Source organism: Selenomonas sputigena ATCC 35185 (genome assembly GCF_000208405.1).
GTDB lineage: Bacteria > Bacillota > Negativicutes > Selenomonadales > Selenomonadaceae > Selenomonas > Selenomonas sputigena.
Genome location: NC_015437.1, coordinates 1,502,890 through 1,520,006, shown reverse-complemented (window position 1 = coordinate 1,520,006; position 17,117 = coordinate 1,502,890). Strand labels below are relative to the sequence as shown.

Genomic DNA, 17,117 nt, shown 5'->3' with positions numbered 1-17,117 from the left:
CTTCTGTTACCGCATCATGTGCCGAAGTGGCGGAATTGGCAGACGCACTTGACTCAAAATCAAGCGTAGTTCCCTACGTGCCGGTTCGAGTCCGGCCTTCGGCACCATAGAGATTTCAAGGTTTCCGAGTATTTTGCTCGGAAGCCTTTTTCTGTTCTATTTTTATTTTTGACATCATTTTTGACATCATGGGATTTATCGGCCGTATTTCTCTTCACACTTGATTACTTTCTCGGTGACACCCTCCTGCATCTGCTCCGTATTATGCACATATCGATCCATGGTGAAGGAGGCTGATGCGTGACCGAGACGCACCTGTATCTTCTTCGCGCTGATCTCCTGCTCTGCGAGGAGCGTAGCGTGTGTATGGCGGAAGGAATGGAAGCGGAGGTTGGCGGGGAGCTGCAGCCGCTTCTTGAGGTCGGCGAAGAGATGTGTCACAGCGGTCAATGTGATTGGCTGCGTCTCGTCGCGCAGAGAGCGGAAAATGTAGCTGTCCTTTGTGAGAGGGACACCCTGTCGCAGGAGGATCGCCATGAGCGTCTTCCTCCACGCGAGGAGATTCTGCACGGCAGCAGGGGAGAGCGTGACCGTGCGGGCGCTGTATGCCGTCTTTGTTGTGCCCTCGTACTCCTCGGCTGCACGTTTGCGTGCCTTTGAGACGCGGATCGTCGCTGCCTTTTCGTCAAAATCCGACCAGCGCAGCGCGACGATCTCACCCCGACGCAGGCCTGTATCCCAGGCGAACTTAAAGAGATGCTCGGCCTGTGATCCGCGGATCGCGTCAAGGAGCGCGTGATAGATCTCCGGTGTGACAATCCCCGCAGTCGTCGTCTTGTGCTTCGGCTTACGGATGTACTCCATCGGGTTGTTCTCGATCAGCTGCTCGAATTTTGCCGTCCGAAAGATTGACTGGAGCAGCGTATAGACTGCCTGCCTCGTCCGATCGCCAGCGATCTGTGCAAGGACATGCTTCAGCAGGGCGGGCTTTACATCGGAGATCTTCATGGTCGGCGGGATTTGCGGAAGGATGTGGCGATTGAGAAAGCCCTGATAGGTGGAGAGCGTCGATGCCTCGAGTTTATCCACGTCGCGCTTCATGGCAAGGAACTCGTCGGCGAAGCGGTGGAACGTCTCGACCTGCAGGAAGTCCGAGATGTTCGCATTCATGATGCGCCGCCGCTCAGCCTCAAGTTCCTGCAGCGTGTAGGCGTAGAAATAACGCCGTACCTTCTCGCCCGTGATCGGGTTCTCAAGAATGACGCTCGACTGATAGCGTCCGTCTTTGCGTTTGCTGGGCATAATAAAACACCTCCGAAGATTCGTTGTGGAATAATCCCCGAAGGTGTGATATACTTTGTCTTGATTACGGCAGGTACATCTCCTCGGGGATTACTTGTATCGTCGCTCATCGTGTTGGCGCACGGTGGGCGGTTTTTATTTGGAAAATGAAAGAGGCGTCAGCTATTGCCAACGCCTCTTTGGATAGAAAACTGAACCCTTACGGGTAAGATACTTACATTATAGCAGGTATATAGTTTCTGTCAAGGCGTTATGCGCTTATTTAATTTTTTGAGAACCTGAGCAAATTTTACAGAATCCATGTAGAGACGTGGTTCATTTGAGGTTTTGGGCTTCTCTATACGAATTTTACTGATATATCGTATTTGATTCATGACCACTTGGCAACCCTTTTTATACCCGTGTATTGCGCCAATACCAAGATCAACATTTACGGGATGCGCATGCTGCCCTCTTGTCTGATCGTAGGAGCTGATCGGCGCGACGAGGATCACACCGGAGCGCGGATTGTTGCCCTTCTCCAGCACAACAGCATAGTGCCGACCACCGAACTCGCCGCCCACATTGAATCCGAAATCTACGAGGATAATCTCTCTTTGCTTATATGCCTTCAGTGAACGTGGTGAGAATGTGTCCTCCCGTTGCAGATATATCGCCCATTTTGTAATCCAGTCGATGAGAATCAGGGCTTTCTTGATCGGCTTCTTTATAAGGACTTCCTTGAATGCTTGAAAAGCAATAGCCGATTGCCGTTCTTTTGTTCTTCGCATCGTAACGGATGCCTCGAGGAGTGGAGATACAAACGCTGAGAAATCGAGAACCTCCGCACGCATCTCTGGGGAAAGATCTTTTAGTGTGACCGTCGTACCATTTTGTGTAGTCACATGAATCAGTGAGAATATCACATGAATCGTTTTCTCAATATTAGCATCAATGATAGCGATGGCGTTATCATAGTTTGTGTCAAAAGAGGATATACCATCATGCGTAACAATCATTTTCTCTAAAGCGGTTCTTGTCTGTTTGAAAATTTGTGGGTTTGCTGCATAGACCTTTGATATTCGTACAAAATAGGTACTGAAATCAGTATCTGCTTTGATCTCGACATGTTTATGAACAGAAATCTTTACCTCTTGCATAGTATCGCCTCTTCCTTATATATATACCATCTTCAACTCAATAAGCTCCTCTGGCACCCCGACAGATCGTGCGAGTTGGTATACAGTACATTCTGGATACTCTCGCAGCAGATCGTCAGGGAGAAGAAGCTCGACAGTACCTCGAAAACTCCATATTGAGTAAAACCTACTCTCATAGAGCTCTTGAGCGTTAATGCCATAGAGAGGATCCAAAGATCAATCGTCGGTATCAGCATCATCGTCGGAAATCATCTCTTGATCACTTGCTTCCGGTAAAGCTGGCTTATTTATATCTGTCAGTAGATTCTCGATATGTGAGATCATTTCATTCGTCTTGTTGCGTTCTTCTGTGGGTGCGGCAAGCGATGGATAAATTCTGACACCTGCGTTGAATAGTTTTATTATATTTTCGAGATTGCGCGACAACTTAGCTTCTGACTCTGCATCGAGATCGAGTTCCTGATTTTTATTAATACACTGTATTGCAGAAACACACAAGGAATGATGTACATCTTTGAGGTCACATAACATCTTATTTTTAAGATTGATCTTCTCAAGATCTGCTTTCGTATGCTGAATCTTCAAGTAGGAATTGTAAATATCATATATTCCGTCAACGATTATATTGACTATTTTCATAGCCGATACAGGGACGAGTAGGTACAGCCATGAAGAGCCTGCCTCTACACCATAAAACTTGACAGAGCCACATTCTTTAAGTTTCGGGGACGAAAAAAGCACATCAAAAAATGCCGAAAAATCTTTTGCAAGTAGCCCTATTTCGGACAGGCCGATTTCAACAGGTAATTTTATAGAAATAGTGTTTTCTACCTCCTGCGGGAGAATAGATTCAGCTAATTCTAAAATAGCATCACACTTTATTGAAATCTTTTCCAGGCGTGAATAAAACCCTCTAAAGTCGTCCTCCTTAACAACCACCATGTCTGAGGTATATATAGCAGCTAGTTTAGGGAAGTCGTTATATAGACTGATTATATGAGGCTCTAAACTCGGAATTTTTTTCAAATTATGTAGGTATGTTAATACTGTGTGCATGTTATTGACTTCAAGCATGTTATTGTCTGAATGATATCTATCTGTCCGTATAGATAGAATTGGTCGATTTTCTGTAATGATTTTTCTTACTTCGCTCAGTCGCATAATAGATCTTCCTCTCTATCAAAATACATTTCTGATCCACAGTGCTCCCTACCAAACCTGTGTATCAATAAACCTTCCCAATAACAGATGTACCTCGCGGGGATCAGGGCGGCGTTGGTTGATGATGCACGTCACCTCGTCGCTGTCTATGTCGGTCGAGTACGCGAGTAGATGAGCGGCGTACTCGTTCGCTTCGCTTTCAAGACGGCTGGAAACGTAGAATGTTCGGTCGGGATGAAGATAATAGCCGTATCCTGCGTGCAGACGTGCGTGTCCGAGTTCGTGACATACTGTCACTTTCTCCGCTGCGTAGCAGAGTTCGTCATTCAATACAATATATTTTCGTCGCAGTACGTTTACCAGAAATCCTCGTATATCATCGGGCAGAGGAAGCCGTACGACCGTTATGCCGAGATCGCTCGCAAGTTGGAACGGGTTTCCCGTGCGGTATTTGTTGACGAGATTCTTGACACGGAGCGGAATGTTCATCGGCTTCACCTCTTTTGCGGTGGTGATTATAGATAACAAAAAGACCTCTGCCGAAGCAGAAGCCTTTTTGTGTTACACCGTAACATTTCTCGTATTATTTGGGAGTCAAGCCCAATCTGTACACATATATTACACGTTTTAGAATGGTTTGTCAAGGCGTTCTGCTTCTATGTAATTTTGGTGAATCATTTTGCATATGTCAGACATGATGTCAGGTGGAATACAAATATCATATAGATGGTCGTTCCTCTTCGTCGGCGTAATGATTCGTTGCTTGCTGACCGTAACAATTTGATGCGTATCAACGATCGAACCCTTGTTCATCTTTTCGGCAAAAGCGATAAGAGGATCTATTCGCCGATGCAGTTTCTGTTCAAACGCTTTCAAGAACACGGGGAGTTGTTTCAACTGTGTTTGTTCGTCCATAGATGAAAGTTTATGAACGCTATCAAGAATATCATGCAGCACAGGAGAGCCGAAGGATATGTCAAGCTGCTTTGCCGCTTTCAGGATAATCAGTTGTGAAATGGGGATTGGCAGTTCGTATTCCCAAGGCTTAACACCTTGCTCTATATGGCGCAGCTTTTTGGAAATCATAGGAACAATCGTTATAAGCCCGTCCTTCTTTCGATTGTCATTATCGAGGACAATACCGTAATGAGGACCGCCAAGCTCATGCCCAATGCGAAACCCGAGATTGATAAACACAATTTGTCCGCGTTGAAACCGAGGAAGATAGGAAGCGTTGAATGTTCTTTCATTTCGGATGAACGTAAGGTATTGCTTCAACCACATAATGAATTTTACAGAGAGATCATAATTATTACGAATCATATCTTTTAGATACGCTGCGTAGTCATGAAAGACTTCGCGGCGATATCGCCTGAAATCCTCTTTATTTGATATGTCGCGTAGGTGCTTCTTGCTAAAACTCATACGATATTCCCTCCCTGTGTCTTGTGGGTCAATCCTTCTTCCGCTTATTTTGCCTTTTCGCATCCCAAAAGACGAACTCAAGAGCATTACGCAGCTTTTGTTGATCCTCTTCACTGAGGTTGTATGTATCGCCATCAAACATGACTTCCGTCTTGTTGAGAAACTTCGCGAGATCGTTCAGGTCGCGTTTGGAGTGGGGGGAGGTGGTGTCATAATGATCTGGTGGAGTGGTTGACTGTTCTTCATTGCGTACTAATGCAGATAAAGAAGTACCGGTTGCCTTTGCGATTAACTCCAATGTTGAAAGGCTCGGATTATACCTATCTTTTTCAATATCTCCGATATAGGAGCGAGATAATCTTGTTTTTTTAGCAAGTTCCATTTGTGTCAATCCGGCAGCTTTTCGTGCTTCTTTGATTTTCTCGCCAATGCTCATTACTCCACCTCTTTATGTGCGGTCATTCCGTCTTTTTTCATTATATAATATTTTTGACGGAAATGCTATTGACAAAATGACGGAAATACACTAGAATCTATATAGACGGAAATACAAGTAAATAAAAAGGGGGGTGATGTACGTGAGACAAATCGAAACCGTCATTAAGGAGGCTAGGAAAGAATCTGGAATGACGCAGTATCAAATTGCTGATGCCGTAGGAGTCTCAAGAGCATATTATGCGGATGTTGAGCGAGGACGCTATACTCCAAGCCTTAAGTTGCTTTTGCGTCTTTCTGTACTCCTCAACATTGATCTTAATTTTTTAAAGCAAAATGACGGAAATACAAGCACTTGTTGAGCGGATAGAGAACCCACCCCAACGAGCACTGCAAGGAGGAAGCCGTGAGCGGGACAGAGAGGAGGTGAGGAGATGGAGCGTTCTGAAAAAGTCGCCATGATGGAGACATTCACAGAGCTGACGCGTGACCTCATTCAGCTGATGAAGGAAGAGAAGGATATTCAAGCAATCAACCCCGACCTCATCCGTGAGATTAGGGAGAATGTCCGGGAAATATTAGATTTTTAGGGGTTCTTCACGGTCTCCATAATCTGCCTGTAGGCATCGCAGATTGTTTTGATTTTGTGGGCATTTGCTTCGTCGATTGCTTCGAGGTCACTATTTGGACTAGTGTTCTCGAATGTCAGAATCTCTTTGTTCAGAAGAGTTGTGAGGATTGTTGTTGTGGTTTCTTTGATGTCCATTGTAACTTCTCCCTTCATTCCCGGACATTCAAAGTCATTGTACCACGGCAGGGATGGAGCAACAACGGAGGAGGTGAGTTAATTGCCAAAAGAAGATTACGGCGAACTGGGAAACCAGTTAGCTCATGCAAAGACCAAAGAGGAGTTTGTTGCGATCGGAATGCAGCTGTTTCAAACGCCGGCATTCAAGAAAAAACAGGAAGATGTGCTCTCTAAGGAGTGGGAGCGTCGTCAAAACAAAGGGGGCACGAAGCACCGTCGAAAGAAACACCTTATACTTCTGTTCTGGTTGATGGGCGCTGTTCTGATTGTTTCGTTTATTTGTCTGAGTCTGTTGCATATGTGAGGAACGCGTAGCGAGGAACGAGTAAGAAATCCTTACAAGTTCATTGTAAGGCAAGGGAGGGAGATAGAACATGACCAAGATTGCCCCGTCGACGGCAGCCAGCAGGTACTATTTAGCCCGCATGGCGGCAGCCGGGAAGAACGAACGCTTGAGCAGCCGAGAGGGTGCGAGCGAGGAGACGGGCATCGACCGGAAACGGATGCAGCGTATCGAGATCGGGACGCTCAATCCGTACCCCGAGGAGGTTCTGCTGATGGCAGACACCTACCATGCGCCGGAGCTCCTGAACTATCACTGCTCGCAATGTTGCCCCATCGGGCAAAGAACCGTACCACGGGCGGAGGCAAGTGAGCTCGACCGCATCACGGTGAAGTTCCTGAACGCGCTCGATGCAATCAGGGATTCCGACAAGGAGCTGCTGCGGATCGCGCAGGACGGCACGCTCTCGGCGGATGAAGTGCCGCAGATGGAGCACCTGTTGAGCGGCATCCAGCGGATCGTGACAGTAGCACTTGAGATTCAGATCTATCTCGACAAGAGGAGGTGAAGGGATGGAAAAAGACCTTATCCCGACATGGGAAAAGGCGGTACTCAACGTTGAGGAGGCATCCGCCTACATGGGCATCGGTGTGGAGCAGATACGCGCCCTTGCACACGCGGCACGGCACGGCATGGGCGACTTTCCAGCTTTCTGGGTGGGCAAGACGATCAAGGTGTCGCGTCGGGCTCTCCTGCAGTGGCTCGATGATGTGGCGGTATCGCATCGCGACCTGCGCAAAGCCGCAGCGATGGTCGAAAACGCGAAGCAGATGAGCGAGCCGCGAGGGCGTGGGCGTCCGCGCAAGAGAAGGGAGGCGATTGCATGAGCAGCACGAAAGTGATTGCGGGATGTTGCATCGCGGGTGCAGCGATCCTGCTCGCGGGGGCTTGCAGTCAACAGGAGACCAACACGGCTCCCGTGCTGGTCGAAGAAGTCTACGTCGTCAAGCCGGGCGATACGCGCTGGGACATCGCAGAGACGTATCGCCGCAAGAATACCGGCACGCGCCGCTGCATCCTCGAATACAAGGCAGGCATGGAGGAGCTGAACCCGTGGCTGATGGAGCGCAAGGGAATGATCTTCCCCGGGGATGAGATCAAGGTGACGTACTGGGTGAAAGGAGACGCTGAATGAAGGGAAAATGGTTTGTGTCAAGCAACCTGATCGCGGGCATCATGATGTATCAGGCGCAGCGCATCAAGGACACTTCCGCCGTCGATCACAGCGGCAACCGTGAGTATGCGGGAAGTTGGCATGAGGACAAGGCAGATGCGCAGGCGGTCGCCGACGAGCTGAATGCGAAGGAGGAAGCATGAAGCACCCGGGGCGCGGATGCCTTATCTGCAAAGAAAAAGCGCCTTGTGCGGTGACCGCCGCACAAGGCGCAGAAGAATAAATCATCTGTGCTTATTGTAGCACAAGGAGGACAAAATGGCAAAGCTTATCATGACGGTCGCCGAGATGGCAGACGAAAAGAAGTGGCTTGCAGCCCGCCGCGAAGGCATTGGCGGCAGCGACGCCTCCATCATCGTCGGGCTGAATCGCTGGAAGTCGCCCTTCCAGCTCTGGCTTGAAAAGACAGGAAAGGCTGAGGCAGAAGACCTCAGCGGAAACGAGTACGTCTACTGGGGCAAGGTGCTTGAGGAAGCGGTCGCGAACCGCTTCTGCGAGCTGACAGGGAAGAAGGTGCAGCGGCGCGGGCTCTTGCAGATGGACGAATATCCCTACATCCGCGCCAGCATTGACCGCATGGTCGTCGGAGAGAATGCAGGTCTTGAGTGCAAGACCTGCAACGGATTCGCCGCCAAGGAGTGGGAAGACGACGAAGTACCTGCCGCCTACTATGTGCAGTGCCAGCACTACATGCTGGTCACGGGCTGTGAGCGGTGGTACATCGCGGTGCTCATCGGCGGCAACCGTTTCGTCTGGAAAGAGATCCCTCGCAATGACGATGAGATCGCCCTCCTGCTTCAGGCAGAGATTGATTTCTGGCACAAGGTGGAAACGGGCATCATGCCCGAGGTGGACGGCAGCGAGAGCTGCAAGGAAGCTCTTGCGTCAGAGTTCCGAGGGGGCAACGCGGAGCCACTGACGCTTCCAGGTATGGCAGTGGGTATCATCGAGCAAATCCATAAAATCGAGGATGCGAAAAAAGACCTCGAAAATAACAGCGAGTTCTATAAGAACCAGCTCCGCCAGCTGATGGGCGACTACGAGCTCGGCTACGCGGGAGATTACAAAGTCACATGGAAGACTCAGGCAGGGCGCACGACCATTGACAGCAAGGCGCTCAAGGCAAAAGAGCCTGCCATCTACGCCGAGTACGCGAAGCAGGGCAAGCCGATCCGTGTCCTGCGGATCAGTTGATGGATAAAGAAGGGAGATAATCATCATGGCGAGTGTAAAAGGCGGCGCGATCCAAAAAGCACAAGAACAGAGAATGGCAGTCCAGCAGGGCGCACGTTCCATCAAAGACCTCATCGTGTCGATGGAGGGGCAGATTGCCAAGGCACTGCCCTCCGTCCTCACCCCGGAGCGATTCACGCGCATGGTGCTCACGGCGCTCAGCACAAACCAGAAGCTCCGCGAGTGCACGCCGCAGAGCTTCCTCGGCGCGATGATGCAGGCGGCGCAGCTCGGCGTCGAGCCGAACACGCCGCTCGGGCAGGCTTACCTCATCCCGTACAAAAACAAGGGGATCCTCGAGTGCCAGTTCCAGCTCGGCTACAAGGGGCTTCTGGATCTGGCGTATCGCAGCGGAGAGGTCACCATCATCCAGGCGCACGAAGTCTACGAGAACGACGTGTTCGAGTACGAACTCGGGCTCGAACCAAAGCTCCGGCACGTACCAACGACGGGCGAGAAGGGGGCGGTCACGCACTACTACGCCATGTTCAAGACCAAGAGCGGCGGCTACGGCTTCCACGTCATGAGCCGCGCAGAGGTGGATACTTTCGCCCGGAAGTACAGCCAGGCATACAAGAAGGGGTATAGCACCCCATGGACAACGAACTTTGACGAGATGGCGAAGAAGACCGTCCTCAAAGCGTGCCTCAAGTACGCGCCAATCAAGACAGAGTTCACGCGCGCACTGAGCACCGATGAGACGATCAAGACAGAGATCGCGGCAGACATGACGGCTGCTGCAGACGAGACGGACTACATCGAGGCAGAGGCGGTCGAAGTAAGCGAGGATGATCCGCCGACAGAGGAAGCCGCGCCACAGCCGAACAAGTTCATGAGCGCAGCGCAGGACGATGTGCCGCCCAATGTGGATTCCGAGACGGGAGAGATCACGGGCTGACAAGAGGTCGGCAAAGGGAGGCACGTACATGCCTCCCTTTGCGGCGCAGCACCAGAGAAAAGGAGGATCACCATGAACATCACCATCAAGAAGATCAAGGCGGCTAAAGGAAAGCTGGTCTTTGAGTACGACAAGAAGGAGGACGGGAACATCCCTGCCAGCGCACACAAATCGACGTTCGAGGAAGCCCCGGAGCCTTCGTTCTGGTCGGCATTCGGATATCTCCGCGCCGATGTGTGCAAGATTCTCGAGGTAGACCCAGGGCAGTACGCCAGGCGCATCGTTCCGACGGGAGTCAGCTACTCCACGGACGCCAACGGCTACGAGGGCGCAATCATTACCTGCGAGTACCACATGCCCCAGTCCGGGACGATGACCACGATCAACACGCCGTTCTTCCGGTTTCCGCAGACAGATGAGCAGGTGGGACTGCCGAGCTACTTCGACGAGGAGACAGAGAAACACCTGCATGACCTCGTTCACGAGGCGGTACGCTATCTCGAGGGGCATCGAGGGCAAGTCGGACTGTTTGACGATGAGGAGCAGGATCCGCGCAACGTAACGCCCGAGGATTCGCCCGTGCGCCTTGCAGCGATGGGACGCAGCGGAACAGACATTAAGCAGATCGCGGGGTAAGGAAATGGCTGACAAGCGGTACTACTGGATCAAGATCAAGTCCGACTTCTTCGATCTCCCGACCATCGACTGGCTGCAAGACCAGAAGAACGGCTGTGAGTACATCGTCCTTTACCAGAAGCTCTGCCTGCTCTCGGCGAACAGCGGCGGCGAACTGGTGCGCAAGGTCGGCGATATGATCATCCCATACGACGTCAAGAAGATCGCCGAGGTCACGCGCTTCAAGTTCGACACGGTGGTCGTCGCGATGGGACTTTACAAGAAGATCGGGCTGATCGTGGAGCGTGAGGATGGCGTGTTCGTTGTCGCAGGCATCGGAGAGATGGTCGGCAGCGAGACAAAGTGGGCAGAGAAAAAGAGACTGCAACGGGACAAAGGCGGGGACAATGTCCCCAGATTGTCTCAAAAGATCGAGGACAAAAAAGGACAAAGCGAGGACAATGTCCCCCGCCGTGTCCCTACCGATGTCCCTCAAAGTGCGGGGACATTGGGAGGGACACATGAGAGGACAGACATAGGGACACAGCAAGGGACAAGTGCGCCTACTTTGTCCGGGAAGAGTATAGAGATTAGAGATCAGAGTATAGAGCTCAGAGAAAAGAGAATAAATAAACAAGATATAGCTGCAGCAGCTGCAGCAGCTATAGGCGTAAGTAATAATACATACACGCGCGAGGCTCCTACCGGAGAAGACCGTGCGGAGATCATACAGGCATTCTGCAACAATTTTCAGCCTGGAGCAGGGAACATGGTGATTGAGCAGCTGCACGATGCCATCGACACCTACGGGCGGAAATGGTGCATGGAGGCGATCCGCGAGGCAGCGGCAAGCGGCGGCAGGTCGATCCAGTATGTGCTCCGCATTCTCCAGCGGTGGGAGCGGGACGGATTTAAGGCAGAGCGCAAGAAAGGCGGAAAAGACTATGGCACAGGTGTCATTCAAGGCGACATGGCGAGAGATGGTGCGGAGAAATCCGCGTATGCTGCGTACCTTGACGGAGATACGGTCAAGAAAAGCCCGTATGATCTGGGAGGCGCGTCCGAGGAGGGCGGAGATTCTGCAGACGATCGGAGTACCCAGAGAGGCGATCCGGACGGCACGCGGGCTTCTCATGGCAGCGGAGGCAGAGGAGACCAAGCGAGCGCATGACGCAGCATGTGCAGCGTGCCCGTACCGCGTGGAGGACTGCCACGAGTGCCGCTACAACGGGCGGGCGTTCCAGGGCGAAAGATTCCGCAACCCGCTCCTCTCGTGCATCCCGCCATGCGGCAAGTACAGGACGCAGCAGGAACAGCGAAGAATCGAGAAGCTCATGGGAGACGGCGGTATCGGCGAGCGGTTCCGCTCACGCAGCTTCGCGACATTCCAGGCGACGCCTGCGACCAAGCCGGCGGTCGATCTGTGCAAGCGGTTCTGCGCGGCGGTAAAGCGCGATCCCAAAGTTCCGGGGCTGCTGCTCAAGGGAAACTGCGGGACGGGAAAGACGCATCTGGCGGTGGCGATCCTGCGCGAGACAGCAGAGGCGGGCATTCCGGGGATGTTCGTGGTAGTCCCCGACCTGATCGCGAAGATGCTGGCGAGCTTCGACGCAAAGGATGGCAAGGCAGGGGCTCTCGTCGAGACAGCAAAGAGTGTGCCGCTCTTGGTTCTCGACGACCTCGGCGCGGAGAATCCCAAGCCGTGGGTGGTGGAGCTGGTCTACGTGCTCATCAACCACCGATACGAGCACATGCTGCCGACGATCATCACGACGAACTACGACGGCACAAGGATCGGGACAGTGTTCGGCAAGCGTGTCCAGAGCCGGCTTGCAGAAATGACCGTGCCCGTGAACATCCGGGCGGAGGATTATCGCATGAGAGGCGTGACAGCATGAACATTCACTACCTGTCCCATCCGTTCAGCGGGGATGAGGAGAAGAACCGAGCAGCGGCAGAGGCAATCCAGAGAGAGCTGCAGGAGCGATATCCGCATGTGGTCTACGTCAACCCGCTGGCGAATTTCAAGGCGCTGGCAGGGATGGATTATGACAAGATCATGGGATACTGCCTCGATCTTCTGGACAAGTGCTGCGCGGTCACGATGACGGGGGACTACCGCGCCAGCAAGGGATGCATGATCGAGCTCGCATACGCGCGGAAGAATAACATTCCCGTGTTTTTCTACGATGCACAGAAGCATGTGTACGTCGAGGAGGCAGCGCAATGAACCACTTCGTAGGAATCGGACGCCTGACACGCGATCCTGATGTGCGATACACGCAGAGCGGCAAGGCAGTCGTGAGCTTTACGCTGGCGATTGACCGCCGCAGGAGCGGGGATGGCAATCAACAGGCGGACTTCGTCGCCTGCGTCGCATGGGAGAAGACCGCCGAGGTTATCAGCCGGTATTGCACGAAGGGAAAGAAGATCGCCGTCGAGGGACGCATCCAGACACGCAGCTACGAGGCAAAGGACGGGACGAAACGCTATGCGACGGAGGTCGTGGTCAATAACATGGAGTTCTGCGACAGCAAGGGCGGCGGTACGAGTTCCACAGCACCACCCGAGCAGCAGGGCATGTTTGAGGGGAGCAGAGCGGTGGCCGACTCTGATATACCATTTTGAGTACCTATACCGCCGTCGTTCTCGGTGATCCAGTCGCGCAGGGACGCCCGCGCTTCTCGCGTCAAGGGGGATTCGTCAAGGCGTATGACCCTGCAAAGAGTCGTGACTACAAGAGCTACGTGCGGATGATCGCAGCGCAGCACGCCCCTGTGACCCCCGTAGAGGGCGCAATCGAGTTCTCCCTACGTATCTATCGCGCCATCCCTAAAGGGATGCCGAAGTACAAGCGTGAAGCGGCGAAGGAAGGGCGGCTGCGGCCAGTAACGAAGCCCGACGTGTCGAACGTCCTAAAGGGCGTAGAGGATGCACTCAAGGGCGTGTGGTACAAGGACGACAGCCAGATCGTTGGCTACGGAGTGCTCGGGAAATGGTACGATGAGCGTCCGAGGATCGAGATCATGATGCGGGAGCTGGAGTAATCCCAAGGAGCAGAAACAAGGAGCGCGGAGCGATTCGCGCTCCCTATCTCGTTATGGAGCGGAGGGAATCAGGTGCGCAGTTACAACGATTACGAAAAGACGGTATACGGGTATCTCCGGAACTATCACCAGTTCAAGGGGCAGCTTGCCAGCCTCCGCATCGAGATCGAAGGCGTGGAGGAGCAGATACGCAGCATCGGGGATGCGAAAATATCGAAGTATGGCGATGCACCCATCGGCGGGTACGATGAGCTATCCGAGGTCGAACGCGCCGTCGTCCGACGCATGAAGCTCGAAGGCCGTCTGCCGATCCTGCGCGAGAACTACATCCGCATCCAGACGCTCCTGCGGCGGATTGACAATGCGCTCCAGATGATGGGGGACGCTCACCGCACGATCCTGTGCAGAAAGTTCATCGATGGGGAGCGGTGGTATCAGGTGGCACAAGCAACGGGCTACAGTGAGCGCAGCTGCCAGTATCTCGCACAGGAGGGGATCCGCACGCTCGCACAGATGATGTTTCCTGAGGCGGGCGGAGGACAGCGGAGCCTTGACTTCGTATTTCTGGGAGGTTGTGGATAACTCAGGCGGCAAAATTATTGCGCGTTTTTTGCGCATTCTTTGCGAGATTTTTGCGCACTTTCTGCGCGTTTTTCGCCGGCAAATGCGGTATGATGGTAATGTCGAAAATTGCATAGAGCGCAAGCAGTCCTCGCCGTATCGGTGGAGGGCTTTTTTGATTGAGTTTATGTCTATCATCGAGTAATATAAGATTGGAGCAATAAAAGCAGTCTATGAGAGAAAGGCGGCACCGCACGATGATAGACATAATGGGGATCATCAAAAAAATAACCTCGACCTATGGGCGAGGCAAAACAATGTATGATGCTCTACAAAAAGAGATGCAAGGAGAAACGGGCGCACGTGTGTCCTCCCTTGCCCGGTCAGCCCCATATCTTTTGACAATACTCTCTGCAGAGGATGCCAACAATATAGCACTTTACGTCATGCAGGAGAACCAAAAAGGACGCAGGGCTGAATCTATTGCGAAAGACCTTGAGAAAATGCTTCCTGCCCATGCAAAAAATAAAGCTCTTTTGATTGCACGAACGCAAGCGTCTATTGCAGACACAGCTTTGATGCAGGCGCGAGCGGAAAAAATGGGGCTTCATTGGTACGTTTGGAGGGCGTGCGGAGGCAGAAAAGGTGATGGGAAGACAAGGGATAGCCACCGTAAAATGAGTGGGATTGTTGTTAATTGGAACGACCCACCCGCGCCAGAAACATTATTTCCGTCAACGAATGCGGAGGATTATGGACACTACCACGCGGGCTGTTGCCCGCTCTGTCGCTGCTATGCCGAAACTGTCGTGGATGAAGATTTGCTAAAGTACCCCGTGAAAGTTCACATCGGCGGTAAAATCTATAAAATGACGAAAAAAGAGTTCCGTCAAGTCATGAATAAGCCTGTTATCCACTAATACATAATAAAAGCGCTTCGTCAACACGAGGCGCTTTTATTATGTATATGGTATCTTCAAAATGGAATGTCGTCGGGGTGATCACTCAAATATTCATCAATAAATGAATCTACCTCGCCCGAGGAATTAAGAAGTAGTAGATATAAATCATCAATTTTCTTTATAGAGTCTTTATTCGCTATGAATGAAAATTTTCTATATATGAAAATAAAAAGGGCGATATCCACTTCACCTTCTGGGGAGATTAGCTTTGCAATAAGGTATCCTCCCCCCCTGTAGTAAGCAAGGTAGGATTCTCGGGCAGAAAAACTATAGCCGTCATACCTCGAGAAATCTTCTAGATTGAATGTGTCTATCGGATCGAACCAAGCCTCGTCTGGGTCAAAAAAACCTGCATCGGCAGCAGTTCTCCATTCTAAATAATTACGCTCTGTATCTAATAATAATTTTTCTATGAGTTTGTGTAGCTTTGATTTTTGACCATCGTTATTTAACAGTTCGTCTAGGGTTATCTCAAACAATTTGGCAAGCTTGTTCAAGGCTTCTGGGTCATTTGGAGCCACGTTATTATTTTCATAATAGCTTATTGCGCGTTGAGTAACTCCCAATTCTTTGGCTACGTCTGTTTGAGTTAGATGATGCTTTTCTCGTAAAGCTTTCAATTTTTCACCGAATTTCATAGGAATCACCTCTTTATACATATTATATACACTCACCGCTTGTTTAGCAAAGAAAAAATAAAGAAAAAAACGTATTGACTGTATAAACAAAAAAGTATATACTGCAAGAGGAGGTGAGAGAAGTGAAAATCATAAGACCGAATGTCCGATTGAGCCTCAGACTTGGCGGGCTTGCAAAAGCTCACAGCGCCATGAATGGGATTTCAACGGCGGAGTATGTCGGCAATCTGGTGTATGACGACTTGAAAAAGCGTTATCCGCAGTGGATGGAAGACGTGCCGAGAGAGGAGGCGTATTTGCCTCTGAACGCAAAAAAATAGAGTGAGTTTGCTTTTGACCGAAACAACTCACTCTATATGTTCACAACCTCGAAAGGATTGTATAGTCATTATAGCATCCTTTCGAGGAAAATGGAAGGAGAATTGTAATGGCAAACGAATTGCAGGTTTTTGAGAATCCAGAATTTGGTACGGTTCGCACAATCATCAAGAATGGTGAACCGTACTTTGTTGGCAAAGATGTCGCTTCAATCTTGGGCTATACAGCAGAAAGAAACGCGATTGCTGCACATGTTGATGAGGAAGATAAGCTGACGCACCGTTTCAGTGCGTCAGGTCAGAACCGCGAAATGACCATCATCAACGAATCGGGACTTTACTCGCTCATCCTCTCCTCAAAGCTCCCCGCCGCGAAGAAGTTCAAACGTTGGGTCACATCGGAAGTCCTGCCATCTATCCGCAAGACAGGCAGCTACACGGCGAAGCACGCGAAGCCCGACGATGCAATGCAGTCCAAGCGGCTTGAAGTCATGGAGCGGAACGCCCGCACCCGCGCGGCAAACCTGCTCCTCAAGATTGCTGAGCGCACGAACATCCCCGAATACAAAGCCGTATGCAACGCGAAAGCCGCCGAGATGGTCGCGGGTGAGATGTTTCTCCCTCTGCCCGTTGCAGAGCGCCGAACGTATTCCGCGACGGAAATCGGCGCAATGTTCGGCGTGTCGGCAAACAAGATCGGCAAGTTGGCGAATATGCACAAGCTCAAAGTGCCGGAGTACGCGAAGTTGTTCTACAGTAAGTCCGAGCACAGCGTCAAGGAGGTCGAGACGTGGCGGTATTATGACAGCGTTGTTCCCGTCTTTGAGAAGATTTTTGGACGAGAGGCGGTGTAGTCATGACAATGGAGCAGCTTGCTATGCGTCACGCCATTCCGAGTGAGCCTGTTCGCGATATGATTGCTTGGCTGATGGCGCATCACCTTGCCGTAGGAGATGTCTTGATTACGGGCATTATCATTTACCACTACGGTTTTATCATGGGCAAACGTGCAGACCGTGCCCGCCGCAAGTACGGAAAGAAGTAGACAACAATTTCACA

Annotated in this window: 28 protein-coding genes and 1 tRNA gene; 21 read left to right on the top strand and 8 right to left on the bottom strand. The window is 51.3% G+C overall.

Annotated features, from left to right (window positions below):
- Positions 1–20: 20 nt before the first annotated feature.
- Positions 21–107: transfer RNA gene (locus tag SELSP_RS06900), tRNA-Leu, on the top strand.
- 88 nt (positions 108–195) lie between these two features.
- On the opposite strand, the gene SELSP_RS06895 is transcribed toward SELSP_RS06900, so the two are convergent.
- The 6 genes from SELSP_RS06895 to SELSP_RS06870 form a co-directional block, all read right to left on the bottom strand.
- A complete protein-coding gene (locus SELSP_RS06895; RefSeq protein ID WP_006192028.1) occupies positions 196–1,302 on the bottom strand; it encodes a tyrosine-type recombinase/integrase in 1,107 nt (368 codons plus the stop codon).
- Between the two features lie 242 nt (positions 1,303–1,544).
- Positions 1,545–2,441 (bottom strand): type II toxin-antitoxin system PemK/MazF family toxin, encoded by an 897-nt coding sequence (locus tag SELSP_RS06890; RefSeq protein ID WP_006192029.1) that lies wholly within the window; start codon positions 2,439–2,441, stop codon positions 1,545–1,547.
- Between the two features lie 216 nt (positions 2,442–2,657).
- Entirely contained in the window at positions 2,658–3,602 is a 945-nt protein-coding gene (locus SELSP_RS06885; protein WP_013740853.1) for a hypothetical protein, read from the bottom strand.
- Between the two features lie 48 nt (positions 3,603–3,650).
- Positions 3,651–4,091 carry an ImmA/IrrE family metallo-endopeptidase gene (locus tag SELSP_RS06880; RefSeq protein ID WP_013740852.1) on the bottom strand — a complete coding sequence of 147 codons (441 nt, stop codon included), beginning with the start codon at positions 4,089–4,091 and terminating at the stop codon, positions 3,651–3,653.
- Between the two features lie 138 nt (positions 4,092–4,229).
- Entirely contained in the window at positions 4,230–5,027 is a 798-nt protein-coding gene (locus tag SELSP_RS06875; RefSeq protein ID WP_006192033.1) for a type II toxin-antitoxin system PemK/MazF family toxin, read from the bottom strand.
- Positions 5,028–5,055: 28 nt separating this feature from the next.
- Positions 5,056–5,463 (bottom strand): helix-turn-helix domain-containing protein, encoded by a 408-nt coding sequence (locus tag SELSP_RS06870; RefSeq protein WP_006192035.1) that lies wholly within the window; start codon positions 5,461–5,463, stop codon positions 5,056–5,058.
- 142 nt (positions 5,464–5,605) lie between these two features.
- Between SELSP_RS06870 and SELSP_RS11990 the strand changes: the two genes are divergently transcribed.
- Together SELSP_RS11990 and SELSP_RS12275 are read left to right on the top strand one after the other, a co-directional pair.
- Entirely contained in the window at positions 5,606–5,824 is a 219-nt protein-coding gene (locus SELSP_RS11990) for a helix-turn-helix transcriptional regulator (protein WP_211204958.1), read from the top strand.
- 72 nt (positions 5,825–5,896) lie between these two features.
- Positions 5,897–6,052 (top strand): hypothetical protein, encoded by a 156-nt coding sequence (locus SELSP_RS12275; protein ID WP_006192037.1) that lies wholly within the window; start codon positions 5,897–5,899, stop codon positions 6,050–6,052.
- Here the strand turns inward: SELSP_RS12275 and SELSP_RS06865 are convergent.
- Entirely contained in the window at positions 6,049–6,228 is a 180-nt protein-coding gene (locus tag SELSP_RS06865) for a hypothetical protein (protein WP_013740851.1), read from the bottom strand. The two genes, SELSP_RS12275 and SELSP_RS06865, sit on opposite strands and share 4 nt — an antisense overlap.
- Before the next feature lie 82 nt (positions 6,229–6,310).
- Here SELSP_RS06865 and SELSP_RS06860 point away from each other — a divergent pair, with 82 nt between their 5' ends.
- From SELSP_RS06860 to SELSP_RS06785, 15 genes are all read left to right on the top strand, one after another.
- Complete coding sequence (locus SELSP_RS06860) at positions 6,311–6,574, top strand: hypothetical protein (RefSeq protein WP_006192039.1); 264 nt, start codon at positions 6,311–6,313, stop codon at positions 6,572–6,574.
- Positions 6,575–6,644: 70 nt separating this feature from the next.
- Complete coding sequence (locus SELSP_RS06855; protein WP_006192040.1) at positions 6,645–7,121, top strand: hypothetical protein; 477 nt, start codon at positions 6,645–6,647, stop codon at positions 7,119–7,121.
- A gap of 4 nt (positions 7,122–7,125) precedes the next feature.
- A complete protein-coding gene (locus SELSP_RS06850) occupies positions 7,126–7,440 on the top strand; it encodes an excisionase (RefSeq protein WP_006192044.1) in 315 nt (104 codons plus the stop codon).
- The gene (locus tag SELSP_RS06845; protein WP_006192046.1) at positions 7,437–7,748 is read left to right on the top strand and encodes a LysM peptidoglycan-binding domain-containing protein; all 312 of its coding nucleotides are present in this window, start codon (positions 7,437–7,439) and stop codon (positions 7,746–7,748) included. The genes SELSP_RS06850 and SELSP_RS06845 overlap by 4 nt, the downstream gene beginning before the upstream one ends.
- Before the next feature lie 14 nt (positions 7,749–7,762).
- A complete protein-coding gene (locus SELSP_RS06840) occupies positions 7,763–7,930 on the top strand; it encodes a hypothetical protein (RefSeq protein WP_232362325.1) in 168 nt (55 codons plus the stop codon).
- 115 nt (positions 7,931–8,045) lie between these two features.
- The gene (locus SELSP_RS06835) at positions 8,046–8,981 is read left to right on the top strand and encodes a YqaJ viral recombinase family nuclease (protein WP_006192048.1); all 936 of its coding nucleotides are present in this window, start codon (positions 8,046–8,048) and stop codon (positions 8,979–8,981) included.
- Positions 8,982–9,006: 25 nt separating this feature from the next.
- On the top strand, positions 9,007–9,918 hold the full coding sequence (locus SELSP_RS06830; protein ID WP_006192049.1) for a recombinase RecT: 912 nt from the start codon (positions 9,007–9,009) through the stop codon (positions 9,916–9,918).
- A gap of 72 nt (positions 9,919–9,990) precedes the next feature.
- Positions 9,991–10,554, top strand: a complete 564-nt coding sequence (locus SELSP_RS06825) for a hypothetical protein (protein WP_006192051.1) — start codon at positions 9,991–9,993, stop codon at positions 10,552–10,554.
- Positions 10,555–10,558: 4 nt separating this feature from the next.
- Positions 10,559–11,704, top strand: coding sequence for a phage replisome organizer N-terminal domain-containing protein (locus tag SELSP_RS06820; RefSeq protein WP_006192052.1), 1,146 nt, complete (start codon positions 10,559–10,561; stop codon positions 11,702–11,704).
- Complete coding sequence (locus SELSP_RS06815; protein WP_006192053.1) at positions 11,667–12,431, top strand: ATP-binding protein; 765 nt, start codon at positions 11,667–11,669, stop codon at positions 12,429–12,431. Before SELSP_RS06820 ends, SELSP_RS06815 begins: the two co-directional genes overlap by 38 nt.
- Positions 12,428–12,763: a DUF4406 domain-containing protein gene (locus SELSP_RS06810; RefSeq protein WP_006192054.1), complete on the top strand. Its 336-nt coding sequence runs from the start codon at positions 12,428–12,430 to the stop codon at positions 12,761–12,763. The genes SELSP_RS06815 and SELSP_RS06810 overlap by 4 nt, the downstream gene beginning before the upstream one ends.
- On the top strand, positions 12,760–13,161 hold the full coding sequence (locus SELSP_RS06805; RefSeq protein WP_006192055.1) for a single-stranded DNA-binding protein: 402 nt from the start codon (positions 12,760–12,762) through the stop codon (positions 13,159–13,161). The genes SELSP_RS06810 and SELSP_RS06805 overlap by 4 nt, the downstream gene beginning before the upstream one ends.
- Positions 13,158–13,580, top strand: a complete 423-nt coding sequence (locus SELSP_RS06800; protein WP_006192056.1) for a RusA family crossover junction endodeoxyribonuclease — start codon at positions 13,158–13,160, stop codon at positions 13,578–13,580. Before SELSP_RS06805 ends, SELSP_RS06800 begins: the two co-directional genes overlap by 4 nt.
- A gap of 72 nt (positions 13,581–13,652) precedes the next feature.
- On the top strand, positions 13,653–14,162 hold the full coding sequence (locus tag SELSP_RS06795; protein WP_006192057.1) for a hypothetical protein: 510 nt from the start codon (positions 13,653–13,655) through the stop codon (positions 14,160–14,162).
- Positions 14,163–14,410: 248 nt separating this feature from the next.
- Positions 14,411–15,061 carry a phage minor head protein gene (locus SELSP_RS06785; protein WP_232362326.1) on the top strand — a complete coding sequence of 217 codons (651 nt, stop codon included), beginning with the start codon at positions 14,411–14,413 and terminating at the stop codon, positions 15,059–15,061.
- A 56-nt stretch (positions 15,062–15,117) separates the two neighbouring features.
- On the opposite strand, the gene SELSP_RS06780 is transcribed toward SELSP_RS06785, so the two are convergent.
- The gene (locus SELSP_RS06780; protein ID WP_013740850.1) at positions 15,118–15,741 is read right to left on the bottom strand and encodes a helix-turn-helix domain-containing protein; all 624 of its coding nucleotides are present in this window, start codon (positions 15,739–15,741) and stop codon (positions 15,118–15,120) included.
- Between the two features lie 122 nt (positions 15,742–15,863).
- Here SELSP_RS06780 and SELSP_RS06775 point away from each other — a divergent pair, with 122 nt between their 5' ends.
- From SELSP_RS06775 to SELSP_RS06765, 3 genes are all read left to right on the top strand, one after another.
- Positions 15,864–16,061, top strand: a complete 198-nt coding sequence (locus SELSP_RS06775) for a hypothetical protein (protein WP_013740849.1) — start codon at positions 15,864–15,866, stop codon at positions 16,059–16,061.
- 107 nt (positions 16,062–16,168) lie between these two features.
- On the top strand, positions 16,169–16,912 hold the full coding sequence (locus tag SELSP_RS06770) for a BRO-N domain-containing protein (RefSeq protein ID WP_006192064.1): 744 nt from the start codon (positions 16,169–16,171) through the stop codon (positions 16,910–16,912).
- A 2-nt stretch (positions 16,913–16,914) separates the two neighbouring features.
- Positions 16,915–17,103 (top strand): hypothetical protein, encoded by a 189-nt coding sequence (locus tag SELSP_RS06765; RefSeq protein ID WP_006192066.1) that lies wholly within the window; start codon positions 16,915–16,917, stop codon positions 17,101–17,103.
- The last annotated feature ends 14 nt before the right edge of the window (positions 17,104–17,117 follow it).

What these genes read in the sequence shown, in the direction of transcription:
- SELSP_RS06895 (WP_006192028.1), bottom strand. Translation starts at nt 1,302, where the DNA reads ATGCCCAGCAAACGCAAAGACGGACGCTATCAGTCGAGCGTCATTCTT.
- SELSP_RS06890 (WP_006192029.1), bottom strand. Translation starts at nt 2,441, where the DNA reads ATGCAAGAGGTAAAGATTTCTGTTCATAAACATGTCGAGATCAAAGCA.
- SELSP_RS06885 (WP_013740853.1), bottom strand. Translation starts at nt 3,602, where the DNA reads ATGCGACTGAGCGAAGTAAGAAAAATCATTACAGAAAATCGACCAATT.
- SELSP_RS06880 (WP_013740852.1), bottom strand. Translation starts at nt 4,091, where the DNA reads ATGAACATTCCGCTCCGTGTCAAGAATCTCGTCAACAAATACCGCACG.
- SELSP_RS06875 (WP_006192033.1), bottom strand. Translation starts at nt 5,027, where the DNA reads ATGAGTTTTAGCAAGAAGCACCTACGCGACATATCAAATAAAGAGGAT.
- SELSP_RS06870 (WP_006192035.1), bottom strand. Translation starts at nt 5,463, where the DNA reads ATGAGCATTGGCGAGAAAATCAAAGAAGCACGAAAAGCTGCCGGATTG.
- SELSP_RS12275 (WP_006192037.1), top strand. Translation starts at nt 5,897, where the DNA reads ATGGAGCGTTCTGAAAAAGTCGCCATGATGGAGACATTCACAGAGCTG.
- SELSP_RS06865 (WP_013740851.1), bottom strand. Translation starts at nt 6,228, where the DNA reads ATGGACATCAAAGAAACCACAACAACAATCCTCACAACTCTTCTGAAC.
- SELSP_RS06855 (WP_006192040.1), top strand. Translation starts at nt 6,645, where the DNA reads ATGACCAAGATTGCCCCGTCGACGGCAGCCAGCAGGTACTATTTAGCC.
- SELSP_RS06850 (WP_006192044.1), top strand. Translation starts at nt 7,126, where the DNA reads ATGGAAAAAGACCTTATCCCGACATGGGAAAAGGCGGTACTCAACGTT.
- SELSP_RS06845 (WP_006192046.1), top strand. Translation starts at nt 7,437, where the DNA reads ATGAGCAGCACGAAAGTGATTGCGGGATGTTGCATCGCGGGTGCAGCG.
- SELSP_RS06835 (WP_006192048.1), top strand. Translation starts at nt 8,046, where the DNA reads ATGGCAAAGCTTATCATGACGGTCGCCGAGATGGCAGACGAAAAGAAG.
- SELSP_RS06830 (WP_006192049.1), top strand. Translation starts at nt 9,007, where the DNA reads ATGGCGAGTGTAAAAGGCGGCGCGATCCAAAAAGCACAAGAACAGAGA.
- SELSP_RS06825 (WP_006192051.1), top strand. Translation starts at nt 9,991, where the DNA reads ATGAACATCACCATCAAGAAGATCAAGGCGGCTAAAGGAAAGCTGGTC.
- SELSP_RS06820 (WP_006192052.1), top strand. Translation starts at nt 10,559, where the DNA reads ATGGCTGACAAGCGGTACTACTGGATCAAGATCAAGTCCGACTTCTTC.
- SELSP_RS06815 (WP_006192053.1), top strand. Translation starts at nt 11,667, where the DNA reads ATGGCAGCGGAGGCAGAGGAGACCAAGCGAGCGCATGACGCAGCATGT.
- SELSP_RS06810 (WP_006192054.1), top strand. Translation starts at nt 12,428, where the DNA reads ATGAACATTCACTACCTGTCCCATCCGTTCAGCGGGGATGAGGAGAAG.
- SELSP_RS06805 (WP_006192055.1), top strand. Translation starts at nt 12,760, where the DNA reads ATGAACCACTTCGTAGGAATCGGACGCCTGACACGCGATCCTGATGTG.
- SELSP_RS06785 (WP_232362326.1), top strand. Translation starts at nt 14,411, where the DNA reads ATGGGGATCATCAAAAAAATAACCTCGACCTATGGGCGAGGCAAAACA.
- SELSP_RS06780 (WP_013740850.1), bottom strand. Translation starts at nt 15,741, where the DNA reads ATGAAATTCGGTGAAAAATTGAAAGCTTTACGAGAAAAGCATCATCTA.
- SELSP_RS06770 (WP_006192064.1), top strand. Translation starts at nt 16,169, where the DNA reads ATGGCAAACGAATTGCAGGTTTTTGAGAATCCAGAATTTGGTACGGTT.
- SELSP_RS06765 (WP_006192066.1), top strand. Translation starts at nt 16,915, where the DNA reads ATGACAATGGAGCAGCTTGCTATGCGTCACGCCATTCCGAGTGAGCCT.